This is a genomic window from Pseudomonas sp. GW821-FHT03E01, assembly GCF_059420765.1.
Genome location: NZ_JBWKUI010000011.1, coordinates 192473 through 216169, shown reverse-complemented (window position 1 = coordinate 216169; position 23697 = coordinate 192473). Strand labels below are relative to the sequence as shown.

General features: G+C 58.5%; 19 protein-coding genes. 5 read left to right on the top strand and 14 right to left on the bottom strand.

What is annotated here, in order from left to right; genetic code table 11:
• Nucleotides 1–123: 123 nt before the first annotated feature.
• The 7 genes from lpdA to sdhC all read right to left on the bottom strand — a co-directional run bounded on the left by lpdA (nucleotide 124) and on the right by sdhC (nucleotide 9250).
• On the bottom strand, nucleotides 124–1560 hold the full coding sequence (gene lpdA / locus AC07VO_RS19825) for a dihydrolipoyl dehydrogenase (RefSeq protein WP_018925110.1): 1437 nt from the start codon (nucleotides 1558–1560) through the stop codon (nucleotides 124–126).
• A gap of 110 nt (nucleotides 1561–1670) precedes the next feature.
• Nucleotides 1671–2885, bottom strand: coding sequence for a 2-oxoglutarate dehydrogenase complex dihydrolipoyllysine-residue succinyltransferase (gene odhB / locus AC07VO_RS19820; protein ID WP_018925109.1), 1215 nt, complete (start codon nucleotides 2883–2885; stop codon nucleotides 1671–1673).
• 42 nt (nucleotides 2886–2927) lie between these two features.
• Nucleotides 2928–5759, bottom strand: a complete 2832-nt coding sequence (locus tag AC07VO_RS19815) for a 2-oxoglutarate dehydrogenase E1 component (RefSeq protein WP_018925108.1) — start codon at nucleotides 5757–5759, stop codon at nucleotides 2928–2930.
• 262 nt (nucleotides 5760–6021) lie between these two features.
• A complete protein-coding gene (locus AC07VO_RS19810) occupies nucleotides 6022–6726 on the bottom strand; it encodes a succinate dehydrogenase iron-sulfur subunit (RefSeq protein WP_018925107.1) in 705 nt (234 codons plus the stop codon).
• 11 nt (nucleotides 6727–6737) lie between these two features.
• On the bottom strand, nucleotides 6738–8510 hold the full coding sequence (gene sdhA / locus AC07VO_RS19805; protein WP_018925106.1) for a succinate dehydrogenase flavoprotein subunit: 1773 nt from the start codon (nucleotides 8508–8510) through the stop codon (nucleotides 6738–6740).
• A 3-nt stretch (nucleotides 8511–8513) separates the two neighbouring features.
• Entirely contained in the window at nucleotides 8514–8882 is a 369-nt protein-coding gene (gene sdhD / locus AC07VO_RS19800) for a succinate dehydrogenase, hydrophobic membrane anchor protein (protein WP_003210573.1), read from the bottom strand.
• Nucleotides 8876–9250: a succinate dehydrogenase, cytochrome b556 subunit gene (gene sdhC / locus AC07VO_RS19795; RefSeq protein WP_015096190.1), complete on the bottom strand. Its 375-nt coding sequence runs from the start codon at nucleotides 9248–9250 to the stop codon at nucleotides 8876–8878. The genes sdhD and sdhC overlap by 7 nt, the downstream gene beginning before the upstream one ends.
• A gap of 363 nt (nucleotides 9251–9613) precedes the next feature.
• On the opposite strand from sdhC, the gene gltA reads away from it, so the two are divergent.
• Complete coding sequence (gene gltA / locus AC07VO_RS19790) at nucleotides 9614–10903, top strand: citrate synthase (RefSeq protein WP_018925105.1); 1290 nt, start codon at nucleotides 9614–9616, stop codon at nucleotides 10901–10903.
• Between the two features lie 385 nt (nucleotides 10904–11288).
• On the opposite strand, the gene AC07VO_RS19785 is transcribed toward gltA, so the two are convergent.
• The 3 genes from AC07VO_RS19785 to AC07VO_RS19775 all read right to left on the bottom strand — a co-directional run bounded on the left by AC07VO_RS19785 (nucleotide 11289) and on the right by AC07VO_RS19775 (nucleotide 14303).
• Entirely contained in the window at nucleotides 11289–12947 is a 1659-nt protein-coding gene (locus tag AC07VO_RS19785; RefSeq protein WP_018925104.1) for a cation acetate symporter, read from the bottom strand.
• Nucleotides 12944–13255, bottom strand: a complete 312-nt coding sequence (locus AC07VO_RS19780; RefSeq protein WP_007939152.1) for a DUF485 domain-containing protein — start codon at nucleotides 13253–13255, stop codon at nucleotides 12944–12946. Before AC07VO_RS19780 ends, AC07VO_RS19785 begins: the two co-directional genes overlap by 4 nt.
• Before the next feature lie 196 nt (nucleotides 13256–13451).
• A complete protein-coding gene (locus AC07VO_RS19775; RefSeq protein WP_018925103.1) occupies nucleotides 13452–14303 on the bottom strand; it encodes a glycine betaine ABC transporter substrate-binding protein in 852 nt (283 codons plus the stop codon).
• Nucleotides 14304–14588: 285 nt separating this feature from the next.
• Here AC07VO_RS19775 and AC07VO_RS19770 point away from each other — a divergent pair, with 285 nt between their 5' ends.
• Nucleotides 14589–16184 (top strand): glycoside hydrolase family 17 protein, encoded by a 1596-nt coding sequence (locus AC07VO_RS19770; RefSeq protein ID WP_086945841.1) that lies wholly within the window; start codon nucleotides 14589–14591, stop codon nucleotides 16182–16184.
• Nucleotides 16185–16278: 94 nt separating this feature from the next.
• Here AC07VO_RS19770 and AC07VO_RS19765 read toward each other — a convergent pair whose 3' ends face one another.
• On the bottom strand, nucleotides 16279–16635 hold the full coding sequence (locus AC07VO_RS19765) for a hypothetical protein (protein WP_018925100.1): 357 nt from the start codon (nucleotides 16633–16635) through the stop codon (nucleotides 16279–16281).
• A gap of 221 nt (nucleotides 16636–16856) precedes the next feature.
• Here AC07VO_RS19765 and AC07VO_RS19760 point away from each other — a divergent pair, with 221 nt between their 5' ends.
• Both AC07VO_RS19760 and AC07VO_RS19755 read left to right on the top strand, forming a co-directional pair.
• Entirely contained in the window at nucleotides 16857–18155 is a 1299-nt protein-coding gene (locus AC07VO_RS19760) for a serine protein kinase PrkA (RefSeq protein ID WP_018925099.1), read from the top strand.
• Nucleotides 18148–18936, top strand: coding sequence for an MlaA family lipoprotein (locus AC07VO_RS19755; RefSeq protein WP_086945842.1), 789 nt, complete (start codon nucleotides 18148–18150; stop codon nucleotides 18934–18936). Before AC07VO_RS19760 ends, AC07VO_RS19755 begins: the two co-directional genes overlap by 8 nt.
• A 186-nt stretch (nucleotides 18937–19122) precedes the next feature.
• On the opposite strand, the gene AC07VO_RS19750 is transcribed toward AC07VO_RS19755, so the two are convergent.
• Nucleotides 19123–20037, bottom strand: coding sequence for a DUF808 domain-containing protein (locus tag AC07VO_RS19750; RefSeq protein ID WP_086945843.1), 915 nt, complete (start codon nucleotides 20035–20037; stop codon nucleotides 19123–19125).
• A gap of 134 nt (nucleotides 20038–20171) precedes the next feature.
• Between AC07VO_RS19750 and AC07VO_RS19745 the strand changes: the two genes are divergently transcribed.
• A complete protein-coding gene (locus AC07VO_RS19745; RefSeq protein ID WP_007939160.1) occupies nucleotides 20172–20777 on the top strand; it encodes a TetR/AcrR family transcriptional regulator in 606 nt (201 codons plus the stop codon).
• A 71-nt stretch (nucleotides 20778–20848) separates the two neighbouring features.
• Here AC07VO_RS19745 and AC07VO_RS19740 read toward each other — a convergent pair whose 3' ends face one another.
• Nucleotides 20849–22258 (bottom strand): amino acid permease, encoded by a 1410-nt coding sequence (locus AC07VO_RS19740; RefSeq protein WP_019579615.1) that lies wholly within the window; start codon nucleotides 22256–22258, stop codon nucleotides 20849–20851.
• Between the two features lie 74 nt (nucleotides 22259–22332).
• On the bottom strand, nucleotides 22333–23646 hold the full coding sequence (locus tag AC07VO_RS19735) for an OprD family porin (RefSeq protein WP_086945844.1): 1314 nt from the start codon (nucleotides 23644–23646) through the stop codon (nucleotides 22333–22335).
• Nucleotides 23647–23697: the final 51 nt, after the last annotated feature.

Below are 23697 nucleotides of genomic sequence, written 5' to 3'. Positions count from 1 at the left end.
CTTGCGTAACCTTTCCGGGTACCCGGTGCAGCTACGCAAGACTGCGTCCAGCGGACATTCCGCGGTGAGTCTTGCTCGCAAGGCTCACGACGGGCCGTACCGCCGTGGTTTCTTATTATCCGCTTAGCGTTTCTTGCGGTTGGCGATGTGGATGGCGCCGCCATTCACTGCCAACGCTGCTTCGTGCAAGGCTTCAGACAGGGTCGGATGGGAGAAAACCATCATGCCCAGGTCTTCAGCGCTGGTGCCGAATTCCATGCCGATCGCGCCCTGCTGAACCAGTTCTGCGGCGCTCGGGCCAATCACGTGGACGCCCAATACGCGGTCAGTCTTGGCATCAGCGATGACCTTGACGAAACCACCGGTATCGTTGGCGGCCATGGCACGGCCAGAGGCTGCGAACGGGAAGGTGCCGACGTTAACTTCTACGCCTTCAGCTTTCAAGGCCTGCTCGGTTTTACCGACCCACGCGATTTCCGGGTGAGTATAAATAACCGAAGGGATCAGGTCATAGTTCATCTGGGCTTTATGGCCCTTGATGCGCTCGACAACCATGATGCCCTCTTCCGAGGCTTTGTGAGCCAGCATCATGCCGCGAACCACGTCACCGATGGCGTAAACGCCCGGTACGGTGGTGGCGCAGTGATCGTCAACGTGCACGAAACCGCGCTCGTCCAGGGTCACGCCGCAATCGGCAGCCAGCAGATCAGTGGTCACCGGACGGCGACCAACGGCTACGATCAGCTTGTCGAAAGTGATGTTCTGTTCGCCGTTGGCATCGGTGTAGTTCACAACGACTTCGTCGCCGTTCACTTTGGAACCGGTCACGCGAGCGCCCAGCTTGATGTCCAGACCCTGTTTGGTCAGGGTTTTCAGCGCTTCCTTGGAAACAGCGGTGTCCGCTGCCATCAGGAAGGTATCCAGTGCTTCGAGAACGGTGACTTCAGCGCCCAGACGGGACCATACCGAACCCAGTTCCAGACCGATAACACCAGCGCCGATTACACCCAGGCGTTTTGGTACGGATTGGAATTCCAGAGCGCCAGTCGAATCGACGATCACATTCTGGTCGACCGGAGCCGGTGGAATGTCGATCGGACGCGAGCCCGGAGCCAGGATGACGTTTTCGGCTTCGATGACTTCAACCGAACCGTCAGGCTTGGTGACTTCGACTTTCTTGCCAGCCAGCAGTTTGCCGTGGCCCTGGATCGAAGTGACGCCGTTAGCCTTGAACAGCGTTGCAACGCCGGAGGTCAGGCCTTTGACGATGTTGGCTTTACGGCCGACCATTGCTGGCACGTCCATGGTCACGCCAGCGTGGTTGATACCGTGGATCGCGAAGCCGTCTTGCGCTTCGTGAAACTTCCAGGAGCTGTCCAGCAGCGCCTTGGATGGAATGCAGCCGACGTTCAGGCAAGTACCGCCGAGGGCCAGTTTGCCTTCCTTGTCGGTGTATTTCTCGATGCAGGCAGTGGTGAGGCCCAGTTGCGCTGCTTTAATGGCAGCCACGTAGCCGCCAGGACCCGCGCCAATCACTACCACGTCGAATTTCTGAGTCATGTGTCATTCCTTCTCGAATCAAACCGGACGGCCCCTTTTGAGGACCGTCGTGGGACGAAGCTGGTCATTACAGAAGGGCCGTCCATCATTGAACGGCCCGTGCAACGAAATCAGATATCCAGCAGCAAACGAGCCGGGTCTTCCAGCAGGTTCTTGATGGTCACCAGGAAGGTCACAGCTTCTTTGCCATCGATCAGACGGTGATCGTAGGACAGCGCCAGGTACATCATCGGACGGATAACGACTTGACCGTTGATCGCCATAGGGCGCTGGATGATGTTGTGCATACCCAGAATCGCAGCCTGCGGCGGGTTGACGATCGGAGTCGACATCATCGAACCGAAAGTACCGCCGTTGGTGATGGTGAACGTGCCGCCGGTCATTTCTTCCATCGACAGTTTGCCGTCACGGGCTTTCTTGCCGAAGGTAGCGATGCCGCCTTCGATTTCAGCCAGGCTCATCAGTTCGGCGTTACGCAGAACCGGTACAACCAGACCGCGGTCGCTGGAAACAGCCACACCAACGTCGGCGTAGCCGTGGTAAACGATGTCGGCACCGTCGATCGACGCGTTGACAGCCGGGAAGCGTTTCAGCGCTTCGGTAGCCGCTTTCACGAAGAACGACATGAAGCCCAGGCGTACGCCGTTGTGGGACTTCTCGAACAGGTCCTTGTACTTCGAACGCAGGGCCATGACTTCGGTCATGTCGACTTCGTTGAAAGTGGTCAGCATGGCCATGTTCGATTGAGCTTCAACCAGACGCTCGGCAACCTTGGCACGCAGACGGGTCATCGGAACGCGTTTTTCTACGCGGTCGCCAGCAGCGAATACCGGAGCCGAAGCAGCCGGTGCAGCAGCCTTGGCAGGTGCAGCAGCCGGAGCGGCTTTCTTGGCGGCAACAGCTGCTACCACGTCTTCCTTGGTCACACGACCGCCTTTGCCAGTACCGGCAACGGAAGCGATGTTGATGCCGTTTTCTTCAGCCAGCTTGCGAGCAGCCGGTGCAGCAACAGGATCGTCTTCGCCCGCTTCGGCAGGAGCAGCGGCAGCAGCGGCAGGTGCAGCAGCGGCTGGAGCGGCGGCAGCACCGCCCTCACCGATGGAGCCCAGAACTTCGTCGGACAGAACGGTGTCGCCTTCGTTCTTGACGATCGCGCCCAGCACGCCATCAGCAGTGGCCAGAACTTCCAGTACGACTTTGTCGGTTTCGATGTCGACGATCAGTTCGTCACGCTTGACGGCGTCGCCCGGTTTTTTGTGCCAGGTGGCAACGGTGCCATCGGCAACCGATTCCGGGAAAGTGGGGGCTTTGATTTCGATAGCCATTATCTGTGGGTCCTTAAATTCGGTTTCAGGTGCGCGAAGGCGTTAAACAGTGAAAGCATCTTGCAGCAGTTGTTCCTGCTGCTCGGCGTGCATCGAAGCGTAACCGCAAGCAGGTGCGGCAGACGCCTCACGACCAGCGTATTCCAGGACCAGGCCTTGTTTATGGTTGGTCAGGCTGCGACGCATGTGATGCTGGCTGCTGTACCAGGCGCCCTGGTTCATCGGCTCTTCCTGGCACCAAACCACGTTTTCGAGGTTGGTGTAAGGGGCGAGCGCCTCCATCAGGTCGTCCTCAGGGAACGGATACAGCTGCTCGATACGCACGATGGCGATGTCTTCACGACCTTCGGCACGGCGTTTTTCCAGCAGGTCATAGTAGACCTTGCCGCTGCACAGGATCATGCGAGTGACCTTTTTCGGGTCAAGCGCATCGATTTCCGGGATCACGGTCTGGAACGAACCTTCGGCCAGATCTTCCAGGGTCGAGATGGCCAGCTTGTGACGCAGCAACGACTTCGGAGTCAGGACTACCAATGGTTTGCGCAGCGGGCGAATCACCTGACGACGCAGCAAGTGGTAGATCTGGGCCGGCGTAGTCGGCACGGCTACCTGAATGTTGTGCTCGGCGCACAGCTGCAGGTAACGCTCCAGACGAGCCGAGGAGTGCTCCGGACCCTGACCTTCATAACCGTGCGGCAACAGCATGGTCAGACCGCAGAGACGGCCCCACTTGTGCTCGCCACTGGTGATGAACTGGTCGATAACCACCTGGGCACCGTTGGCGAAGTCGCCGAACTGGGCTTCCCAGATAACCAGAGCGTTTGGCTCGGTGGTCGAATAACCGTATTCGAACGCCAGAACCGCTTCTTCGGACAGGAACGAATCGTACAGGTCGAAACGTGGCTGACCCTTGTACAGGTTTTGCAGCGGGATATAGGTACCCGCGTCTTTCTGGTTGTGCAAGACAGCGTGACGGTGCGAGAACGTACCGCGACCGATGTCCTGACCCGTCATGCGAATCGGGTGACCTTCGAACGCCAGGGTCGCGTACGCCATGGTTTCGGCGTAACCCCAGTTGATCGGCAGGCCGCCGGCTTGCATCTTCTGACGGTCTTCGTAGATTTTCGAGACCTGGCGCTGAACCACGAAGCCTTCCGGAATCTCCAGCAGCTTGGCGGACAGTTCCTGCAAGGTTTTCAGATCGAAGCGAGTATCGTGACGCGCGGTCCAGGCGTGGCCCAGATACGGACGCCAGTCCACGAACAACTCTTTGTTCGGCTCTTTGACCAGGCTTTTTACTACGTGCAGACCGTTGTCCAGCGCGTTGCGGTATTCGTCGACTTTCGCCTGAACACGCTCAGCGTCCAGCACCCCACTCTGGGTCAGACGATCGGCATACAGCTCACGGGTGGTGCGCTGCTTGGTGATCTGCTGATACATCAGAGGCTGGGTACCGCTTGGCTCGTCAGCCTCGTTGTGGCCGCGACGACGGTAGCAGACCAGATCGATCACCACGTCACGCTTGAACTGCATGCGGTAGTCGATGGCCAACTGGGTCACGAACAACACGGCTTCCGGATCATCACCATTCACATGGAGGATCGGCGCCTGGATCATCTTCGCAACGTCGGTCGCGTACTCGGTGGAGCGCGAGTCCAGCGGGTTGCTGATGGTGAAGCCGACCTGGTTGTTGATCACGATGTGCACGGTGCCGCCGGTCTTGAAACCGCGGGTCTGCGACATCTGGAAGGTTTCCATGACCACGCCTTGACCGGCGAATGCCGCGTCACCGTGGATGGAGATCGGCAGAACCTTTTCACCGGTAGGATCGTTACGACGATCCTGACGGGCACGGACCGAACCTTCGACCACTGGAGAAACGATTTCCAGGTGAGACGGGTTGAAAGCCATGGCCAGGTGAACTTCACCGCCGGTGGTCATGACGTTGGACGAGAAGCCCTGGTGATATTTAACGTCACCGGAACCCAGCTCGACCTTCTTCTTGCCTTCGAACTCGTCGAACAACTCGCGCGGGTTCTTGCCAAAGGTGTTGACCAGCACGTTCAGACGACCACGGTGGGCCATGCCGATGACGATTTCCTTGGTGCCGTAGGAGCCGGAACGCTGGATCAGTTCATCGAGCATCGGAATCAGGCTCTCGCCGCCTTCCAGACCGAAACGCTTGGTACCCGGATACTTGGTCCCAAGGTATTTTTCAAGACCTTCGCCGGCAGTGACGCGCTCGAGCAGGTGACTCTTGATGTCGGCGGAGTACGTCGGACGGCCGCGCACGCTTTCCAGACGCTGCTGGAACCACTGGCGCTGCTCGGAATCGGTGATGTGCGTAAATTCAGCGCCGATGGTGCGGCAATATGTCTGCTGCAACGCTTCGTGAATTTCGCGTAGGCTCGCCTCCTCTTTGCCGATGAACAGGTCGCCGGCACGGAAGGTCGTATCAAGATCGGCATTGGTCAAGCCGTAATGATTGATTGACAGGTCTGCAGGTGCAGGACGCTGCCACAGCCCCAGCGGGTCAAGCTGGGCTGCCTGGTGGCCACGCATACGGTAGGCCTGGATCAATCGCAGCACTTCAACTTGCTTCTTCTCGTGCTCACTGCTCACGCTGCCGGCGGAAACCGGTTGGGCGCGGCGCTGGTTCTTTGCCAGCAAGACGAAATGATCGCGAATTGTGGAGTGCGAAACATCGGTGGCAGTGTTGCCATCAGCAGGCAACTTCTGGAAGTAGGTGCGCCACTCTTCTGGCACAGCGTTAGGGTCGTGCAGGTAGAGCTCGTAGAGCTCTTCCACATAGGCAGCGTTACTACCGGAAAGGTAGGCGCTGTTCCACATGCGCTGCATCACGCTTTCTTGCATGCTTGGTCACCCTCGGTTAGGGGAACACCACCGGCGTCGACACCGAGCAAACTTGCAGAAGTCCGAATGCAGCGACTAAAACAAGCCACTTAGGATCACGCTGATAGTCCGGGTACCAGCCCGGATGCCCCTGCTTGTCTCATTTCTTCAAAATAAGAGCCGCAGCCTTATGGGCTGCTGCTCAGGTTAAAACTACGGCGCCGGTTGAAGCCTGCGCCGTAGCATCTACGGGTACAGCGGTTCTACGGGTACAGCAGCTGAATCACACGCCGCTTTGCAGCAGCATGTTACGGATGTGACCGATGGCCTTAGTCGGGTTCAGGCCTTTCGGACAAACGTTGACGCAGTTCATGATGCCCCGGCAGCGGAATACGCTGAACGGGTCATCCAGCGAAGCCAGACGCTCGGACGTCTTGGTGTCGCGGCTGTCTGCCAGGAAGCGGTACGCTTGCAGCAGGGCAGCCGGGCCCAGGAACTTGTCCGGGTTCCACCAGAAGGACGGGCACGAAGTCGAGCAGCAAGCGCACAGGATGCACTCGTACAGACCGTCGAGTTTTTCACGCTCTTCAGGGGACTGCAGACGCTCGATGGCCGGAGCCGGCGTGTCGTTCTGCAGGTATGGCTTAACCTTTTCGTATTGCTTGTAGAAGATGCTCATATCGACGACCAAGTCACGGATAACCGGCAAACCTGGCAGAGGACGAACGATCAGCTTGTTACCTTTTACGACGGCAGACAGCGGCGTGATGCACGCCAGACCGTTTTTGCCGTTGATGTTCATGCCGTCGGAACCGCAAACACCTTCACGGCAAGAGCGACGATAGGAGAAACCCTCGTCCTGCTCTTTGATCAGGGCCAGCACGTCCAGCACCATCAGGTCTTTACCACCGGTATCAACCTGGAATTCCTGCATGAACGGCGCAGCGTCCTGATCAGGGTTGTAACGATAAACACTGACTTGCAACATGGCGGCCACCCTTAATAAGTCCGAATCTTAGGTTCAAAAGTCGGAACAGTCTTCGGCGAGAAGTTCACTGCACGCTTGGCAACGCGCTTCTCACCCGGGAAGTACAGGGTGTGGCACAGCCAGTTTTCGTCGTCACGATCTTCAAAGTCTTCACGGGCGTGAGCACCGCGGGACTCTTTACGTACTTCTGCAGCAATGGCGGTAGCTTCGGCCACTTCCAGCAGGTTCTGCAGCTCCAGCGCTTCGATACGCGCGGTGTTGAACGCCTGGCTCTTGTCGTTGATCTTGACGTTGGCGATACGGCCACGCAGATCAGCCAGTTGAGCAATACCCTTCTGCATGTATTCGCCAGTACGGAATACACCGAAGTAGTTCTGCATGCAGCTTTGCAGCTCGCGACGCAGGGTTGCCACGTCTTCACCATCGGTACGCTCGTTCAGAGCGGACAGACGCGACAGGGCCGCATTGATGTCGGCGTCGGTGGCGTCGTCGTATTCGATACCGTCGGTCAGCGCTTTTTCCAGGTGCAGACCGGCCGCACGACCGAAAACCACCAGGTCGAGCAACGAGTTGCCGCCCAGACGGTTGGCACCGTGAACCGATACGCAAGCCACTTCACCAACCGCGAACAGGCCAGGAATGATGGTGTCTTTGCCTTCGGCGTCCTGAGTGATCGCCTGGCCATGAATGTTGGTGGCAACGCCGCCCATCATATAGTGGCAAGTCGGAACAACCGGAACCGGAGCGACGACCGGGTCAACGTGCGCGAAAGTCTTGGACAGTTCGCAGATGCCTGGCAGACGGCTGTGCAGCACTTCCTCGCCCAGGTGGTCGAGCTTGAGCATTACGTGGTCGCCATTCGGACCGCAACCGTTGCCGGCGATGATTTCCTTAACCATCGAACGGGCAACCACGTCACGACCGGCAAGGTCTTTGGCGTTCGGAGCATAACGCTCCATGAAACGCTCGCCGTGCTTGTTGATCAGGTAACCACCTTCACCACGGCAACCTTCGGTTACCAGTACACCGGCGCCGGCGATGCCGGTCGGGTGGAACTGCCACATTTCGATGTCTTGTACCGGTACGCCGGCACGCAGCGCCATGCCAACGCCGTCACCGGTGTTGATCAGGGCGTTGGTGGTCGAAGCGTAGATACGACCTGCACCGCCGGTGGCCAGTACGGTGGCCTTGGCACGGATGTAGGTGGTTTCACCGGTTTCGATGCAGATCGCGATCACACCGACGAACTCGCCTTGACCGTTCTTTACCAGATCGACAGCGTAGTATTCGTTCAGGAACGTGGTGCCGGCTTTCAGGTTGCCCTGATAAAGGGTGTGCAGCAGCGCGTGACCGGTACGGTCGGACGCCGCGCAGGTACGTGCAGCCTGGCCGCCCTTGCCGTAGTCCTTGGACTGACCGCCGAACGGACGCTGGTAGATGCGACCGGTTTCGGTACGGGAGAACGGCAGGCCCATGTGGTCCAGTTCAAAAACTGCGGCCGGACCTTCCTGACACATGTATTCGATAGCGTCCTGGTCACCGATGTAGTCGGAACCCTTGACGGTATCGTACATGTGCCAGCGCCAGTCATCGTTCGGATCCGCAGATGCAATGGCGCAAGTGATGCCGCCCTGGGCCGATACGGTGTGCGAACGAGTCGGGAAAACCTTGGTGATCACGGCAGTCTTGTGACCGCCTTGTGCCAGTTGCAGCGCTGCGCGCATGCCGGCACCGCCGCCACCAATAATGATGGCGTCGAAAGAAATCGTTGGAATGTTAGCCATGGATCAGATACCCCAGAGAATCTGCACACCCCAGACGAAGTAAGCGAACATCGCAACGCCGCATACCGCCTGGAAAAGGAAACGTACTGCAGTCGCGGACTTGCCCAGCGCCATCGGCGTCAGGTAGTCGGTCGCGATGGTCCACATGCCGACCCAGGCGTGAGCGCCCAGGGCCACAAGGGCCAGCAGACTGAAGATACGCATCCCGTTGTGGGCGAACAGGCCATGCCATTGGGCGTAGCCAATGCCAGGATTCGCAGCGAGGTATCCGATCAGGAAAATGAAATAAGCCGCGAGAACAACCGCAGACACACGTTGCGCCATCCAGTCATAGAGGCCCGAACGCGAAAGGTTCGTAACGCTGGTTACCATATCCAAACTCCTGCCAGAACGATCAACACCACGGAAACGGCGATGATAATTTTCGAGCCCAGGCGGCCGCCTTCCAGCGTCTCACCGATGCCCATGTCCATGATCAAGTGGCGCACACCGGCTACCAGGTGATACAGAAGAGCGGACAGGAGGCCCCATGCTACGAACTTGGCCAGCGGGCTGGTCAAGCATGCCTTCACCTCGGCAAAACCTTCCTCGGAACCCAGAGACTTGCCCAATGCATAAAGCATGAAGCCAAGGCCCAGGAAGAGGATGATGCCGGAAACACGGTGAAGAAACGACGTAACGCCGGTGATGGGGAGTTTGATGGTCCTTAGGTCTAGGTTTACAGGTCGTTGGCTTTTCACGGCTTTTTTTTCACACTGAAGAGCCCCTAACAATCAGGGCAAAGTTGTTGGGGAGTGCACTGGTCAGGTAACCACCACCCAGGGATGCGACCCCCAATAAAGCAGGCCCAAAAGCCCCTGGCGGTCGGTGGCCGAGTATAGACAGTTAGGCTACTAATGACAACGCGTTCACCTTCCCCTAATAGCGGATTGCACAAGTGACATAAAAGGCGTAAACGGCAGACAATTTCGAGAAAAAAGTGCGGTTAAAGCCTTCTGGAGCAAGACTTTAGGCAAATTGACATTCGAATTTATCTCACTATAGTGGTGCGGGCCCTGCGTGGGGGGTCTGTCTGATGATTTCAAGCATAAATAGGAGGCCACATGGCTGACAAAAAAGCGCAGTTGATCATCGAGGGCGCAGCCCCCGTCGAGCTGCCCATTTTAACCGGCACCGTTGGTCCCGATGTTATCGACGTTCGGGGCCTGACGGCCACGGGCCGTTTCACCTTTGACCCTGGTTTCATGTCGACCGCCTCTTGCGAGTCGAAGATCACCTACATCGACGGCGACAACGGTATTCTGCTGCACCGCGGCTACCCGATCGAACAGCTGGCTGAAAAGTCGGACTATCTGGAAACCTGCTACCTGCTGCTCAACGGCGAACTGCCGACCGCAGAACAGAAGGCCCAGTTCGTCGGCACCGTGAAGAACCACACCATGGTCCACGAGCAGTTGAAGACCTTCTTCAACGGCTTCCGTCGCGACGCCCACCCGATGGCCGTCATGTGCGGTGTAGTTGGCGCCCTCTCGGCGTTCTACCACGACTCCCTCGACATCAATAACCCGCAGCATCGCGAAATTTCCGCGATCCGCCTGGTTGCCAAGATGCCGACCCTGGCTGCAATGGTTTACAAGTACTCCATGGGCCAACCCATGATGTACCCGCGCAACGACCTGTCGTACGCGGAAAACTTCCTGCACATGATGTTCAACACCCCGTGCGAGATCAAACCGATCAGCCCGGTACTCGCCAAGGCCATGGACCGGATCTTCATCCTCCATGCCGACCACGAACAGAACGCATCGACCTCCACCGTACGTCTGGCAGGTTCCTCGGGTGCCAACCCGTTCGCCTGTATCGCCGCCGGTATCGCTGCACTGTGGGGCCCTGCCCACGGCGGTGCGAACGAAGCCGTGTTGACCATGCTCGATGAAATTGGCGATGTCTCGAACATCGACAAGTACATCGCCAAGGCCAAAGATAAGAACGATCCGTTCAAACTGATGGGCTTCGGTCACCGGGTTTACAAAAACCGCGACCCACGCGCTACCGTCATGAAGCAGACCTGCGACGAAGTATTGAAGGAACTGGGCATCACCAACGATCCGCAACTCGAACTGGCCATGCGCCTGGAAGAGATCGCCCTGACCGACCCGTACTTCATCGAACGCTCGCTGTACCCGAACGTCGACTTCTACTCGGGGATCATCCTCAAGGCGATCGGCATTCCAACCAGTATGTTCACCGTGATCTTCGCCCTGGCGCGGACTGTCGGCTGGATCTCCCACTGGAAAGAAATGCTCTCCAGCCCGTACAAGATCGGCCGTCCGCGCCAGCTGTACACCGGCTACGAGTCGCGTGACATCACCCCGCTTGAAGACCGCAAATAAGACCTGTCTTGCGATAACGTCTTAAGCTGTACCGGGAACGGCCTCTATGTAGATAGAGGCCGTTTTTGTTTGTGCTCTTTGGTTGTGTATATATCCGTTTCTTCGGTAACGGCGGCTCGGCCTCCGGGAAACGTGCAGACAGATCAAAAGCCAAAGCAACGGCAAGATCAAAAGATCGCAGCTTTCGGCAGTTCCTACGGGAGGAATATATCCCCACGTCCGATCAGGCCGGCCGGTCGGCCGCCTCGCTTTGGCTTTTGCATATAGCCTTCGCGGGCAAGCCTCGCCCCTACAAAGGGCGATAACCGCCCATAAAAGCCCAATAAAAATGCCCCGATCTCTCGACCGGGGCATTCGTGTCAGCGCAGCTTATATATAAGAAGCCTTAGTGCGAAACCGCCCCACTCGCCCCCAACCCCGTCTGCGAACGGACAAACTGCGGGAAGAACAGCGCCCGCTCATTGTCAGCCGCAGCAGATTTGTCAGTGATCGAGAAGAACCAGATCCCGATAAAGGCAATGATCATCGAGAACAGCGCCGGGTATTCATACGGGAAGATCGCCTTCTCGTGACCCATGATCTGCACCCAGATGGTTGGCCCCAGCACCATCAAGCCAACCGCACTGACCAGCCCCAACCAACCGCCGATCATCGCACCGCGAGTCGTCAGTTTCTTCCAGTACATGGAAAGCAGCAGCACCGGGAAGTTGCAGCTCGCCGCAATGGAGAACGCCAGGCCCACCATGAACGCGATGTTCTGCTTCTCGAACAGAATGCCCAGGCCGATCGCCAGCACCGCCAGGGCGATGGTGGTGATTTTCGAGACGCGGATTTCGTCCTTCTCGTTGGCCTTGCCCTTCTTGATCACGCTGGCATACAGGTCATGGGACACTGCCGAGGCACCGGCCAGGGTCAGGCCGGCCACCACCGCCAGAATGGTCGCGAACGCCACCGCCGAGATGAAGCCCAGGAACACACTGCCACCCACCGCGTTGGCCAAATGCACCGCCGCCATGTTGTTGCCGCCCAACAGCGCGCCTGCCGCATCTTTAAAGGCCGGGTTGGTGCTGACCAGCAGGATCGCGCCGAAGCCGATGATAAAGGTCAGGATGTAGAAGTAACCAATGAAGCCGGTCGCATACAGCACGCTTTTACGCGCTTCTTTCGCGTCACTCACGGTGAAGAAGCGCATCAGGATGTGCGGCAGGCCAGCGGTACCGAACATCAGTGCCAGGCCGAGGGAGAACGCCGAGATCGGGTCTTTCACCAGGCCGCCCGGGCTCATGATTGCTTCACCTTTAGCGTGAACCTTGATCGCCTCGGAGAACAGCGTGTTGAAGTCGAAGTTGACGTGTTTCATCACCATCAGCGCCATGAACGAGGCACCGGACAGCAACAGCACTGCCTTGATGATCTGCACCCAAGTGGTCGCCAGCATGCCGCCGAACAGCACGTACAGGCACATCAGGATACCGACCAGGATCACCGCAACGTGGTAGTCCAGGCCGAACAGCAGCTGAATCAGCTTGCCGGCACCGACCATTTGCGCGATCAGGTAGAACGCCACCACCACCAGCGAACCGCACGCCGACAGCGAGCGGATCTGGGTTTGCCCCAGGCGATAGGACGCCACGTCGGCAAAGGTGTACTTGCCCAGGTTACGCAGGCGTTCGGCGATCAGGAACAGAATGATCGGCCAGCCCACCAGGAAGCCGATCGAGTAGATCAGGCCGTCGTAGCCGGAGGTGAACACCAGGGCGGAGATACCCAGGAAGGACGCCGCGGACATGTAGTCACCGGCAATCGCCAGACCGTTCTGGAAACCGGTGATCTTGCCACCCGCCGCATAGTAGTCGGCGGCCGATTTGTTGCGCTTGGACGCCCAATAGGTGATGCACAAGGTTGCCCCGACGAACACCACGAACATCATGATCGCGGATACGTTGAGCGGTTGTTTCTGCACTGCACCTGTCAGGGCCTCAGCCGCCCAGGCGCCCGGTGCAAAGGCTGCGATGCTCAAGAGAGCGATTAGACGCCGGATCATTGCTGAGCCTCCTTGAGAATCGCATTGTTCAAGTCGTCGAATTCGCCGTTGGCGCGTCGTACGTAGATGCCAGTCAGGACAAAGGCCGAAACAATCAGCCCGACACCGATCGGAATGCCCCAGGTAATCGAAGACTCGGGGCTGATTTTTGCGCCCAGAATATGCGGCCCGTAAGCAATCAAAAGGATGAATCCTGAGTACAGCCCAAGCATGATCGCTGAAAGAATCCAGGCGAATCGTTCTCTCTTGCTAACCAGCTCCTTGAAGCGCGGGCTGTTTTGAATCGAGAGGTAAATGCTGTCGTTCATTGTTTTTATCCTCGCAGCACAGATTTTAGTTGGAACGTTATCCACTCTATGCGGCTGCCGGAGAGGTTCCAGACGACCTTAGTATTAGAACGACATGACGGTTTCTCCCCCGCCGAATTCCCACAGAAAGCAAAAAGCCCCTTGGCATTTAAGCCAAGGGGCCTTGAGAGGTGCTGACCAGACGCTTCAGCTCAAATCATTTGGTCCATTCGGCAACGCGATCCGGGTGTTTAGCCACCCAGTCTTTCGCTGCGGCTTCAGGCTTGGCACCGTCCTGAATCGCCAACATGACCTGGCCGATTTCGTCTTTCGACGCCCACTGGAAGTTCTTCAGGAACTTCGCGACTTCAGGCGCTTTGGTTGCCAGTTCTTTACTGCCGATGCTGTTCACGGTTTCAGCTGCGCCGTAAACGCCTTTCGGGTCTTCCAGGAAGCGCAGTTTCCACTTGGCGAACATCCAGTGCGGCACCCAACCGGTGACGGCAATGGATTCGTTTTTCTTCTCGGCACGGGTCAGCTCGGCAATCATGCCGGCGCCGGAACTGGCCTTGAGGGTGTAATTGTCCAGACCGTAATCCTTGATGGCCTGATCGGTCTTGAGCATCACGCCTGAACCGGCGTCGATGCCGACGATACGGCCCTTGAAGCTCTCGTCGGTTTTCAGGTCCGCAATCGACTTGGCCTTGACGTACTCCGGCACGATCAGACCGATTTTCGCATCCTTGAAGTTCGGGCCGTAGTCGACGACCTGATCCTTGTTCTTCGCCCAGTATTCGCCGTGAGTCACAGGCAGCCACGCCGACAGCATGGCGTCGAGTTTGCCGGTGGCCACACCTTGCCACATGATCCCGGTGGCAACCGCTTGCAGTTTCACGTCATAACCGAGTTTCTGTTTGATCACTTCAGCAGCCACGTTGGTCGTGGCGACGCTGTCCGACCAGCCGTCCACATAACCGATCGTTACTGCCTTGCCTTCAGCGCTGGCTACGGTAGAACTGATTGCCAGCACCAAAGCGGCACCTGCGCCCAAGAGTCGTCGCATCTTCATCGTTACTTCCCCGAAAGTGCTGCACTCGACGGATGCCGAGTCGCTCAACGTATTTTTATGGTGCACAGCGCCCCCATCACGCCGACCGCAAACTCGCTCGATTATCAGTGGAGTACTGACGTGTCGATCATCAACCTGACGCCAACAGTGACCTGCTCTGCCAGCGACCTCAAGGCATCGAGAAACGACATCAGAAGGCCATTAATCGCGACCGCTAAAAATGCATAGGCCATCCCGCCTGAACTTTGCATGTCAAAACCAAGCAGCCCACCAAGCGTAGGCCAAATGCAGGTAACATGCCCGGCTTTGCTCCCAGACGGCCTGAACATGCCCGCGACATCACGCTTTCCTTTTTTGGCTTATCTTTTCGCTTGCCTGCTGGGGCTGTTTGCCCTCGGCGGCTTCTGGTACGGCCTCGGCAAACCGGTGATCCTGCCGGACGTGGTCAGCGCAACGCACAAGCTGCAATGCGCCTCCTACACCCCGTTCGACAAGGACCAATCGCCATTCGACGTGCCGTTCAAACTGCGCCCCGAGCGCATGGACGCCGACCTCGCGCTGCTGGCGACCCGTTTCGAATGCATCCGCACCTATTCCATGACCGGCCTCCAGGATCTGCCCGACCTGGCGCGCAAGCACGGCTTGAAGCTGATGATCGGCGCCTGGGTCAACAGCAACCCGGTGGACACCGCCAAGGAAGTCGACTTGCTGATCGCCTCGGCCAATGCCAACCCGGATGTGGTGACCTCGGTCATCGTCGGCAACGAAGCCCTGCTGCGCAAGGAAGTCACCGGCGCGCAACTGGCAACGCTGATCAATAAAGTCAAAAGCCGGATCAAGCAACCAGTGACCTACGCCGACGTCTGGGAGTTCTGGCTCAAACACCCGGAAGTCGCCCCGGCAGTGGATTTCCTGACCATCCATTTATTGCCGTACTGGGAAGACGATCCGTCGAACATCGATGCTGCGCTGCAACATGTGGCAGAAGTGCGCCAGGTGTTCGGCAACAAGTTCGCGCCCAAGGACGTGATGATTGGCGAAACCGGCTGGCCGAGCGAAGGTCGTCAGCGCGAAACGGCGCTGCCGAGCCGGGTCAATGAAGCCAAGTTCATCCGCAGCTTTGTGATCATGGCCGAGCAGCAAGGCTGGCATTACAACCTGATCGAGGCGTTCGACCAGCCCTGGAAACGCGCCAGCGAAGGTGCGGTGGGCGGTTATTGGGGACTGTTCGATGCCGATCGCCAGGACAAGGGCGTGCTCGCCGGGCCGGTCTCGAACGTGCCGTACTGGTCGCAATGGCTGGCGGTGGGTGGCTTGATCTTCATCGGCACGCTGATCCTCGGCGGTCGGGTTCGCAGCACCCGCGCAGCGTTGGTGCTGCCACTGCTCGGTGCCCTTGCGGCCTGTTCGATTGGCGCCTGGGGCGACCTGGCTCGCGTCACCACCCGCTTTGCCAGTGAATGGTTGTGGGTAGCGTTGCTGACGGGGTTGAACCTGTTGGTGCTGGCCCATGCCGCGCTGACCTTGAGCGCCCGCACCGGTTGGCGTGGACGCGCCTTCAATGCACTCGAACGTCGAGCCGGCTGGTGGCTGGCAGCGACAGGTTTTGCCGCGGCGGTGATGATGCTGGAACTGGTGTTTGACCCGCGTTATCGCAGCTTCCCGAGTGTCGCCTTCATCCTGCCGGCGCTGGTGTACCTGTGCCGGCCGGTGAGCGTGCCTCGTCGGGAAATCGCCGTGCTGACCTTCATCATCGGCGCCGGCATTGCGCCGCAGCTGTTTCGTGAAGGTCTGCAGAATCAGCAGGCTTGGGGCTGGGCGCTGGTGAGTGTGTTGATGGTCGCGGCGTTGTGGCGCAGCTTGCGGGTTCGCAAAGGGTAATCAACACAGCAAGATCAAAAGATCGCAGCCTGCGGCAGCTCCTACAGGGAAACGCATATCCCCGTGTAGGAGCTGCCGCAGGCTGCGATCTTTTTTATGCCCGAACCAGACGCAAAGCAGCAATCACCACCGCAAACACCGCCAACGTGGTGGTGTACAACGCCAGCGCCGGAAACCCGAGCACCAGCGCCAGTACCGCCAGCCACCACCCTGCCCGCCCCGGCAGCACAAAACCGGTCACGGCTGCCGCCACTGCCGCCCAGCCCAACACCTTGAAATGAATCATCAAACCCAGGTTCGAGCGCACCAGGCATTCCCAGCGACTGGCCTCGTCAACGCAGATGCCGACCCATTGAGCATCCTCCATGAAGCCATAACGCGCGCCATAACTGGCGGCCAGCCACAATGGCAGAAGAACGAGCAGCAGAATCACGGGCAGACGGCGGGACATGAAGCACTCCAATAAACGAAATCGGCCGCCAGCTTAATCCCCCGCCCGTGGTAAGCAAATAACATCAATTAACTGTTCATGAAATAACGGCAAAGTGTATCGTCCCGCTACCGTTGCTCCGAAATCAGGCCTGTTTGCGGCCGATGCATGGCACTTTGGCCCAAATCCGATGGTCATAGCCTGCGAACTTCATTTGGCACCTTCCTCTAAGGGATCTAGTCATGCTCCGTTCCTTGCGCTTCGTCGCCCTGTTTGGCGGCTTGCTTTTAAGTGCGTCCGTACTGGCGGCCGATATTGACGCCGCCAGTTATGGCTACCCCCTGACCAACCCGTTCGAGGCGACCATCGCCACGACACCGCCCGACTTGCGCCCGGAATTGCCGCTGGATGAAGACATCAATCAGTCGGACCGCAGTGTCACGATGCGCCCGGAGCGTGAGTTCAATCTGCCGGACAACTTCTGGCCGGTGAAAAAACTCACCTATCGCATCGCCACGCAGGATCATGCCGCACCGTTGATCTTCCTGATCTCCGGCACCGGTGCACGCTATGACAGCACCCTCAACGAATACCTGAAAAAGCTCTATTACAAGGCCGGCTATCACGTGGTGCAGCTGTCGTCGCCCACCAGCTTCGACTTCATGAGCGCCGCCTCGCGCTTCGCCACCCCGGGCGTAACCAAGGAAGATGCCGAAGACATGTACCGGGTGATGCAGGCCGTGCGGGCGCAAAACCCGAAGCTGCCGGTCACCGATTATTTCCTGACCGGTTATAGCCTCGGCGCCCTGGATGCGGCTTTTGTTGCACACCTGGATGAAACCCGTCGCAGCTTCAACTTCAAAAAAGTCTTGCTGCTCAACCCGCCGGTCAACCTTTACACCTCGGTCACCAACCTGGACAAGCTGGTACAGACCGAGGTCAAGGGCATCAACAACACCACCACTTTCTATGAGCTGGTACTGGGGAAACTGACCCGCTACTTCCAGCAAAAGGGCTACATCGACCTCAACGACGCCCTGCTCTACGACTTCCAGCAGTCCAAGCAACACCTGAGCAACGAGCAGATGGCGATGCTGATCGGCACTTCGTTCCGTTTCTCGGCGGCGGACATCGCCTTTACCTCGGACCTGATCAACCGTCGCGGCCTGATCACGCCACCGAAATTCCCGATCACCGAAGGCACAACCCTCACGCCGTTCCTTAAGCGCGCGCTGCAGTGCGACTTCGACTGCTACATCACCGAGCAGGTCATCCCGATGTGGCGCGCCCGCACCGATGGTGGCAGCCTGCTGCAACTGATCGATCAGGTCAGCCTGTATGCACTGAAGGACTACCTGCACGACAGCCCGAAAATCGCCGTCATGCACAACGCCGACGACGTGATCCTCGGCCCTGGCGACCTGGGCTTTCTGCGCCGCACCTTTGGCGACCGTTTGACTGTTTATCCATTGGGCGGCCATTGCGGCAACCTCAACTATCGCGTCAACAGCGACGCCATGCTGGAGTTTTTCCGTGGCTAAATACTTCCTGCTGATCGCAGCGTTACTCTGTGCAGGCGTCGCCAATGCCGACAACAGCAAAGCCAACGCCCCAGTGGTGATCGATAAAGACGGCTTCAAGGAACCGCTGAGCAAACTCAAATTCAACCCGGGGCTGGACCAGCGCGAGTTCGAACGCTCATCGCTCAACGCACTGAACGTCTATGACCCGCTGGAAGAGTGGAACCGCCGCGTCTACCACTTCAACTACCGGTTCGACGAATGGGTGTTCCTGCCCGTGGTCAACGGCTATCGCTACGTCACCCCAAGTTTCCTGCGCACCGGCGTCAGCAACTTCTTCAACAACCTCGGTGATGTGCCGAACCTTTTGAACAGCCTGCTGCAATTCAAGGGGCAGCGCTCGCTGGACACCACCGCTCGCCTGCTGCTCAACACCACCATCGGTGTCGCCGGCCTGTGGGATCCGGCCACCGCCATGGGCCTGCCGCGCCGCAATGAAGACTTCGGCCAGACCCTGGGCTTCTACGGCGTACCGGGCGGCGCCTACCTGGTGCTGCCAATCCTCGGCCCGTCGAACCTGCGTGACACCGCAGGCCTGGCGGTCGACTACACCGGCGAATCGGCGATCAATTTCCTGAACGTGTCCGAAGTCAGTTCCAACCACCCGGAAATCTGGGTACTGCGCGGCATCGACAAGCGCTATCAGAACGGCTTCCGCTACGGGCAGATGAACACACCGTTCGAGTATGAAAAAGTGCGTTACGTGTATACCGAGGCGCGCAAGCTGCAGATCGCCGAGTAACTTCGTCGACAACAAAAAAAGGCCATTCGATTTGCGTCGAATGGCCTTTTTCATGCGCGGCGTATCAAACACCACCAATCACTGTAGGAGCGAGGCTTGCCCGCGAAGAACGATAACGCGGTCATTCAGTTCAACCGACGCGCTCCATTCGCGGGCAAGCCTCGCTCCTACGGGACTGACCAGGTTTCAGGCTTTCACTGTCTTCCAAACCCTGCTGACAGCCATTACCCCAATCAGCACCGCCGCCCCTGCCACAATCCCGGCCACTGCATTGAGCAACGTCGGCACGATAAACCCGGCCCCACCAGACGCTGCGGTGACACTTTCGATCCAGTGATGCACCACCGGCACGCCATGGGTCAGAATCCCGCCGCCGACCAGAAACATCGCCGCCGTGCCGATCACCGACAGACTTTTCATCATGTACGGCGCCGCGCGCAGAATCCCGTCGCCGATGCTTTTAGCCATCTGGCCCGGCTTCTGGGTCAGCCACAGGCCAAGGTCGTCGAGCTTGACGATGCCGGCCACCAGGCCATAGACGCCGATAGTCATGACGATGGCGATGCCCGAGAGCACGATCACTTGCTGGGTCAGTGAAGCGTCAGCCACCGTGCCTAACGTGATGGCGATGATTTCCGCTGACAAAATGAAATCGGTACGAATCGCCCCTTTGATCTTGTCCTTCTCGAACGCCACCAGATCGACTGCCGGGTTGGCCACGGCCTCGACCAGCTCTGCGTGTTCAGCCTGATCTTCGGCTTTGCTGTGCAGGAATTTGTGGGCGAGTTTTTCGAAGCCTTCGAAGCACAGGTAAGCGCCACCGACCATCAGCAACGGTGTGACCAGCCACGGAATGAACGCACTGATGGCCAACGCCGACGGCACCAGGATCAGCTTGTTGAGAAACGAGCCCTTGGCGACTGCCCATACCACCGGGATTTCCCGTTCCGCACGCACGCCGGAAACCTGCTGGGCGTTGAGCGCCAGATCGTCGCCCAGTACACCGGCGGTCTTCTTCGCGGCCATTTTGGTCATCAACGCTACATCGTCCAGTACGGTGGCGATGTCGTCGATCAGCACCAGCAAACTGCTTCCTGCCATGAATCGGGTTTCCTTCTTGAATGAATGGTGCGCAGCATAACGCGACCCGAGGCCACACGGGGCATTCTTGAGCGCCGCGCGAGGCCGGTGCTACCATGCGCAACCGCCAGAACAGGCAAGGAACCCCTTGGTTTATGAGCACTATCCGCGAGCGCAACAAAGAACTGATCCTGCGTGCCGCCAGTGAAGAATTTGCCGACAAGGGCTTCGCTGCGACCAAAACCAGTGACATCGCGGCCAAGGCCGGGCTGCCCAAGCCTAACGTCTACTACTACTTCAAATCCAAGGAAAACCTCTACCGCGAGGTCCTGGAAAGCATCATCGAGCCTATCCTGCAAGCCTCGACGCCGTTCAACGCCGACGGCGTGCCCAGCGAAGTGCTCAGTGGCTACATCCGCTCGAAAATCCGCATCTCCCGCGACCTGCCCTTCGCTTCCAAGGTGTTTGCCAGCGAAATCATGCACGGCGCCCCGCATTTGAGCCCCGACCTGGTCGAGCAGCTCAACGGCCAGGCCAGGCACAACATCGACTGCATCCAGACCTGGATCGACCGCGGCCAGATCGCCCCGATCGACCCCAACCACCTGATGTTCAGCATCTGGGCCGCGACCCAGACCTACGCCGATTTCGACTGGCAGATTTCTGCAGTGACCGGCAAGGCCAAGCTGGATGAGGCCGACTATGAAGCGGCGGCGCAGACAATTATCCGGTTGGTGCTCAAGGGATGTGAGCCGGACTGATAGCGGCCCAGGATCAATGCCGACTCGGCAGTCCATGAAAACTGCCGGTCGGGATTGCATGTTTGCGCCCTCTAAACCTTCGGCAGCGGATTCAACGCCACGGCTGCCCTGGGTTTTCTGAAGAAGATCCAGTAGACAATCGTGAGGATCAGCAGGAAAGGCACACCGAATACCAAGGTCATTTTGAAGGCATCGGTGAAGTAGGTGGTGATCATCACCGCGCCCATCAGCAGCAGCCCCAACAGCGTGGTGTACGGGAACAGGCGCATGCGAAAGGACAGTTTCCGTTCACCGTTGCGCTCGTGGTAGCGACGGAAACAGTAGTGGGTCAGGAAGATCATGAACCAGGTGAAGATCGCGCCGAACATCGAGATCGCCATCATCAAGGTGAAGGAGCTTTCCGGGTACAGCACATTGAGCAACGTTGCCAGGGCAATGCCGGAACTCGACAGCAACAAGGCATTCAGCGGGATTCCGGTCTTGCTCAACACCCCCATGGACTTGGGTGCATAACCGCCGCGGGACAGGCTGAACATCATGCGGGTGGTGATGTAGAGCTGACTGTTCATCGCCGACAACGCCGCAATCAGGATCACGAAATTCATCACGCCGGTTGCGCCGGGAATGCCGATGGTCTGCATGACGGTGACGAACGGGCTCTGCGCTTGACCGGCCTGGACCCACGGCACAATCGCCAGCATCAGGGCCAGGGTCAGCAGGTAGAACACCACCAGCCGCACGATGGTCGCACGAAAAGCCTTCTTCACCGCCCGCTCCGGGTCCTGCGCCTCGCCGGCGGCCACTGCGATCATTTCCACGCTCAGATAGCTGAAGATCGAGACGATCACCGCAATCCACATGCCTTGCAGACCATTGGGAAAGAAGCCGCCGTGGGCGGTGTAATTGTGCACGCCGTAATCCGCGTTGCCGGAACCGAACACCACATACACCGCGAGGATGATGAAGCCGACAATCGCACCGATCTTGATGGTCGAGAACCAGTACTCGAAGGTGCCGAAGGTTTTCACGCTGATGGCGTTGAGCACGATCAGCATGCTCGAGAACGAAACAATCCAGATCCATTCCGGTACGTTGGCGAACCAGTACTTCATGTACATCGCCACCGCCGTCACTTCCGTGCCCACTGCCAGCACAATCGCCGCCCAATAGGCATAGCGCACCAGGAACCCGGCCAATGGGCTGACATAGAATTCGGCATAGGCGCCGAACGAGCCGGAGGTCGAATGGGCCACCGTCATTTCCGCCAGACAGCCCATCAACAGCAGGGTGATGATCGCGCCAATCGCATAGCTGAGCAGCACGCTCGGCCCGGCATAACCAATGGCGTAGGCACTGCCCATGAACAGCCCGGTGCCAATCGCACCGCCAATGGCGATCATGCTCATCTGACCCGAGGTGAGCTGGCGCCTGAGGCCCTGCTCACGCTTGGAGATGTTTTCAAAACCGGCGTTATCGGTCATTTTTCTTTCCTCTGAATATTGTCTTTCTTGAAGAGAGCAAATCGTTTGGGTTGCCGGTGGGGATCATCCACGGATCAGAAAATATTCAGCGGATACTCGACGATCACCCGGACTTCGTTGTTGTCGGTGGTGTCCGCCCGGGCCACCTGGGCGGTGGAACGCACACTGGCCTGACGCACACGTATCGACAGGTCCTTGGCCTTGCCCTCCTGCACCACGTAGCGCGCTTCAAGGTCGCGTTCCCAGCGCTTGCCGTCACTGCCGTAACGTCCATAGGCACCATTGGGGCCGCCGTCGTAGTGGCTGTCGTCGATATGGTCACCGCTCACATAGCGCGACATGAAGCTCAGGCCCGGCACGCCAAAGGGCGCCATGTCCAGGTCATAACGCAGCTGCCAGGAACGCTCATTGGGCGCGTTGAAGTCGAGGATCTGTACCGAGTTGGCAAGGAATACCGAGGTGCCCGGCTGCTGATCGAAGCCGAGATAATCGAACGGTTCATCGCCATCGACCCGTTGGTAGGCCAGGGTCAAGCGGTGCGCGCCCACCTTGTACGCGGCGGCCAGCGACCAGGTAGTGTTGTCGATCTTGCCGGCCAGGCGTTGGCCATAGTCGTTGGTGCGATAGAGGTTGAAATCCAGGTTCAGCGACTGGTTTCCGCTCAGGGCATAGCTGTAGTTGGCGTTGGCGTAGTGCTGCCGCCAGATATCAGCGAACTGCGAACCGTACAGGCTGACGCTCAATTGATCGCTCAGGGCATAACTGCCGCCCAGATAATCGACGCTACGGGTTTCCACCCCGGCATACAGCGCCTTGAGGGCGCCATCGTCGTTGGTCGACGCACTGTCATTGCCCGAGGTGAAGTGCCCGGCATCGAGTTGCAGTCCTTTCAACTCGTTGCTGGTCAGCTGGAAACCATTGGCGTAGGTGGTGAACAGGCGCGCCGAGCCGGTGCCGAACACCGGGTTGAGCGGTGTCAGATTGCCGTATTTGAGTTCGGTCTTCGAGATCCGCGCCTTGAGCGCGCCACCCGCTTCGGAATACTCATCCTCGGCGCGTCCATCGGAACCGACCGGCAACAAACCGGTGCCGGTACGCCCCCTGCCGCTGTCGAGCTTGAGACCCAACTGCGCGTAGGCGTCGACTCCGAAACCCACTGTGCCCTGGGTATAGCCGGAACGATAATCGAGCATAAGTCCGTGGGCCCACTCCTCCCGATAGTTCTGGCCGCCCGGGTTGTTGAGGTTGTTGCGGTAGAAATAGAAATTGCGATGGGTCAGGGTCAGGCTGCTGTCTTCAACGAATCCATTGTCGGGTGCGGCATGGGCCACTTGGCCGAGACAGCTGGTAATGGCGAGCGGCAAGGCGGGCCAAAGGGACAATTTCATTCTGCGTGTTCCTTATTATTGTGTTTTCACAGAAGTGCTTATCGGAGGCGA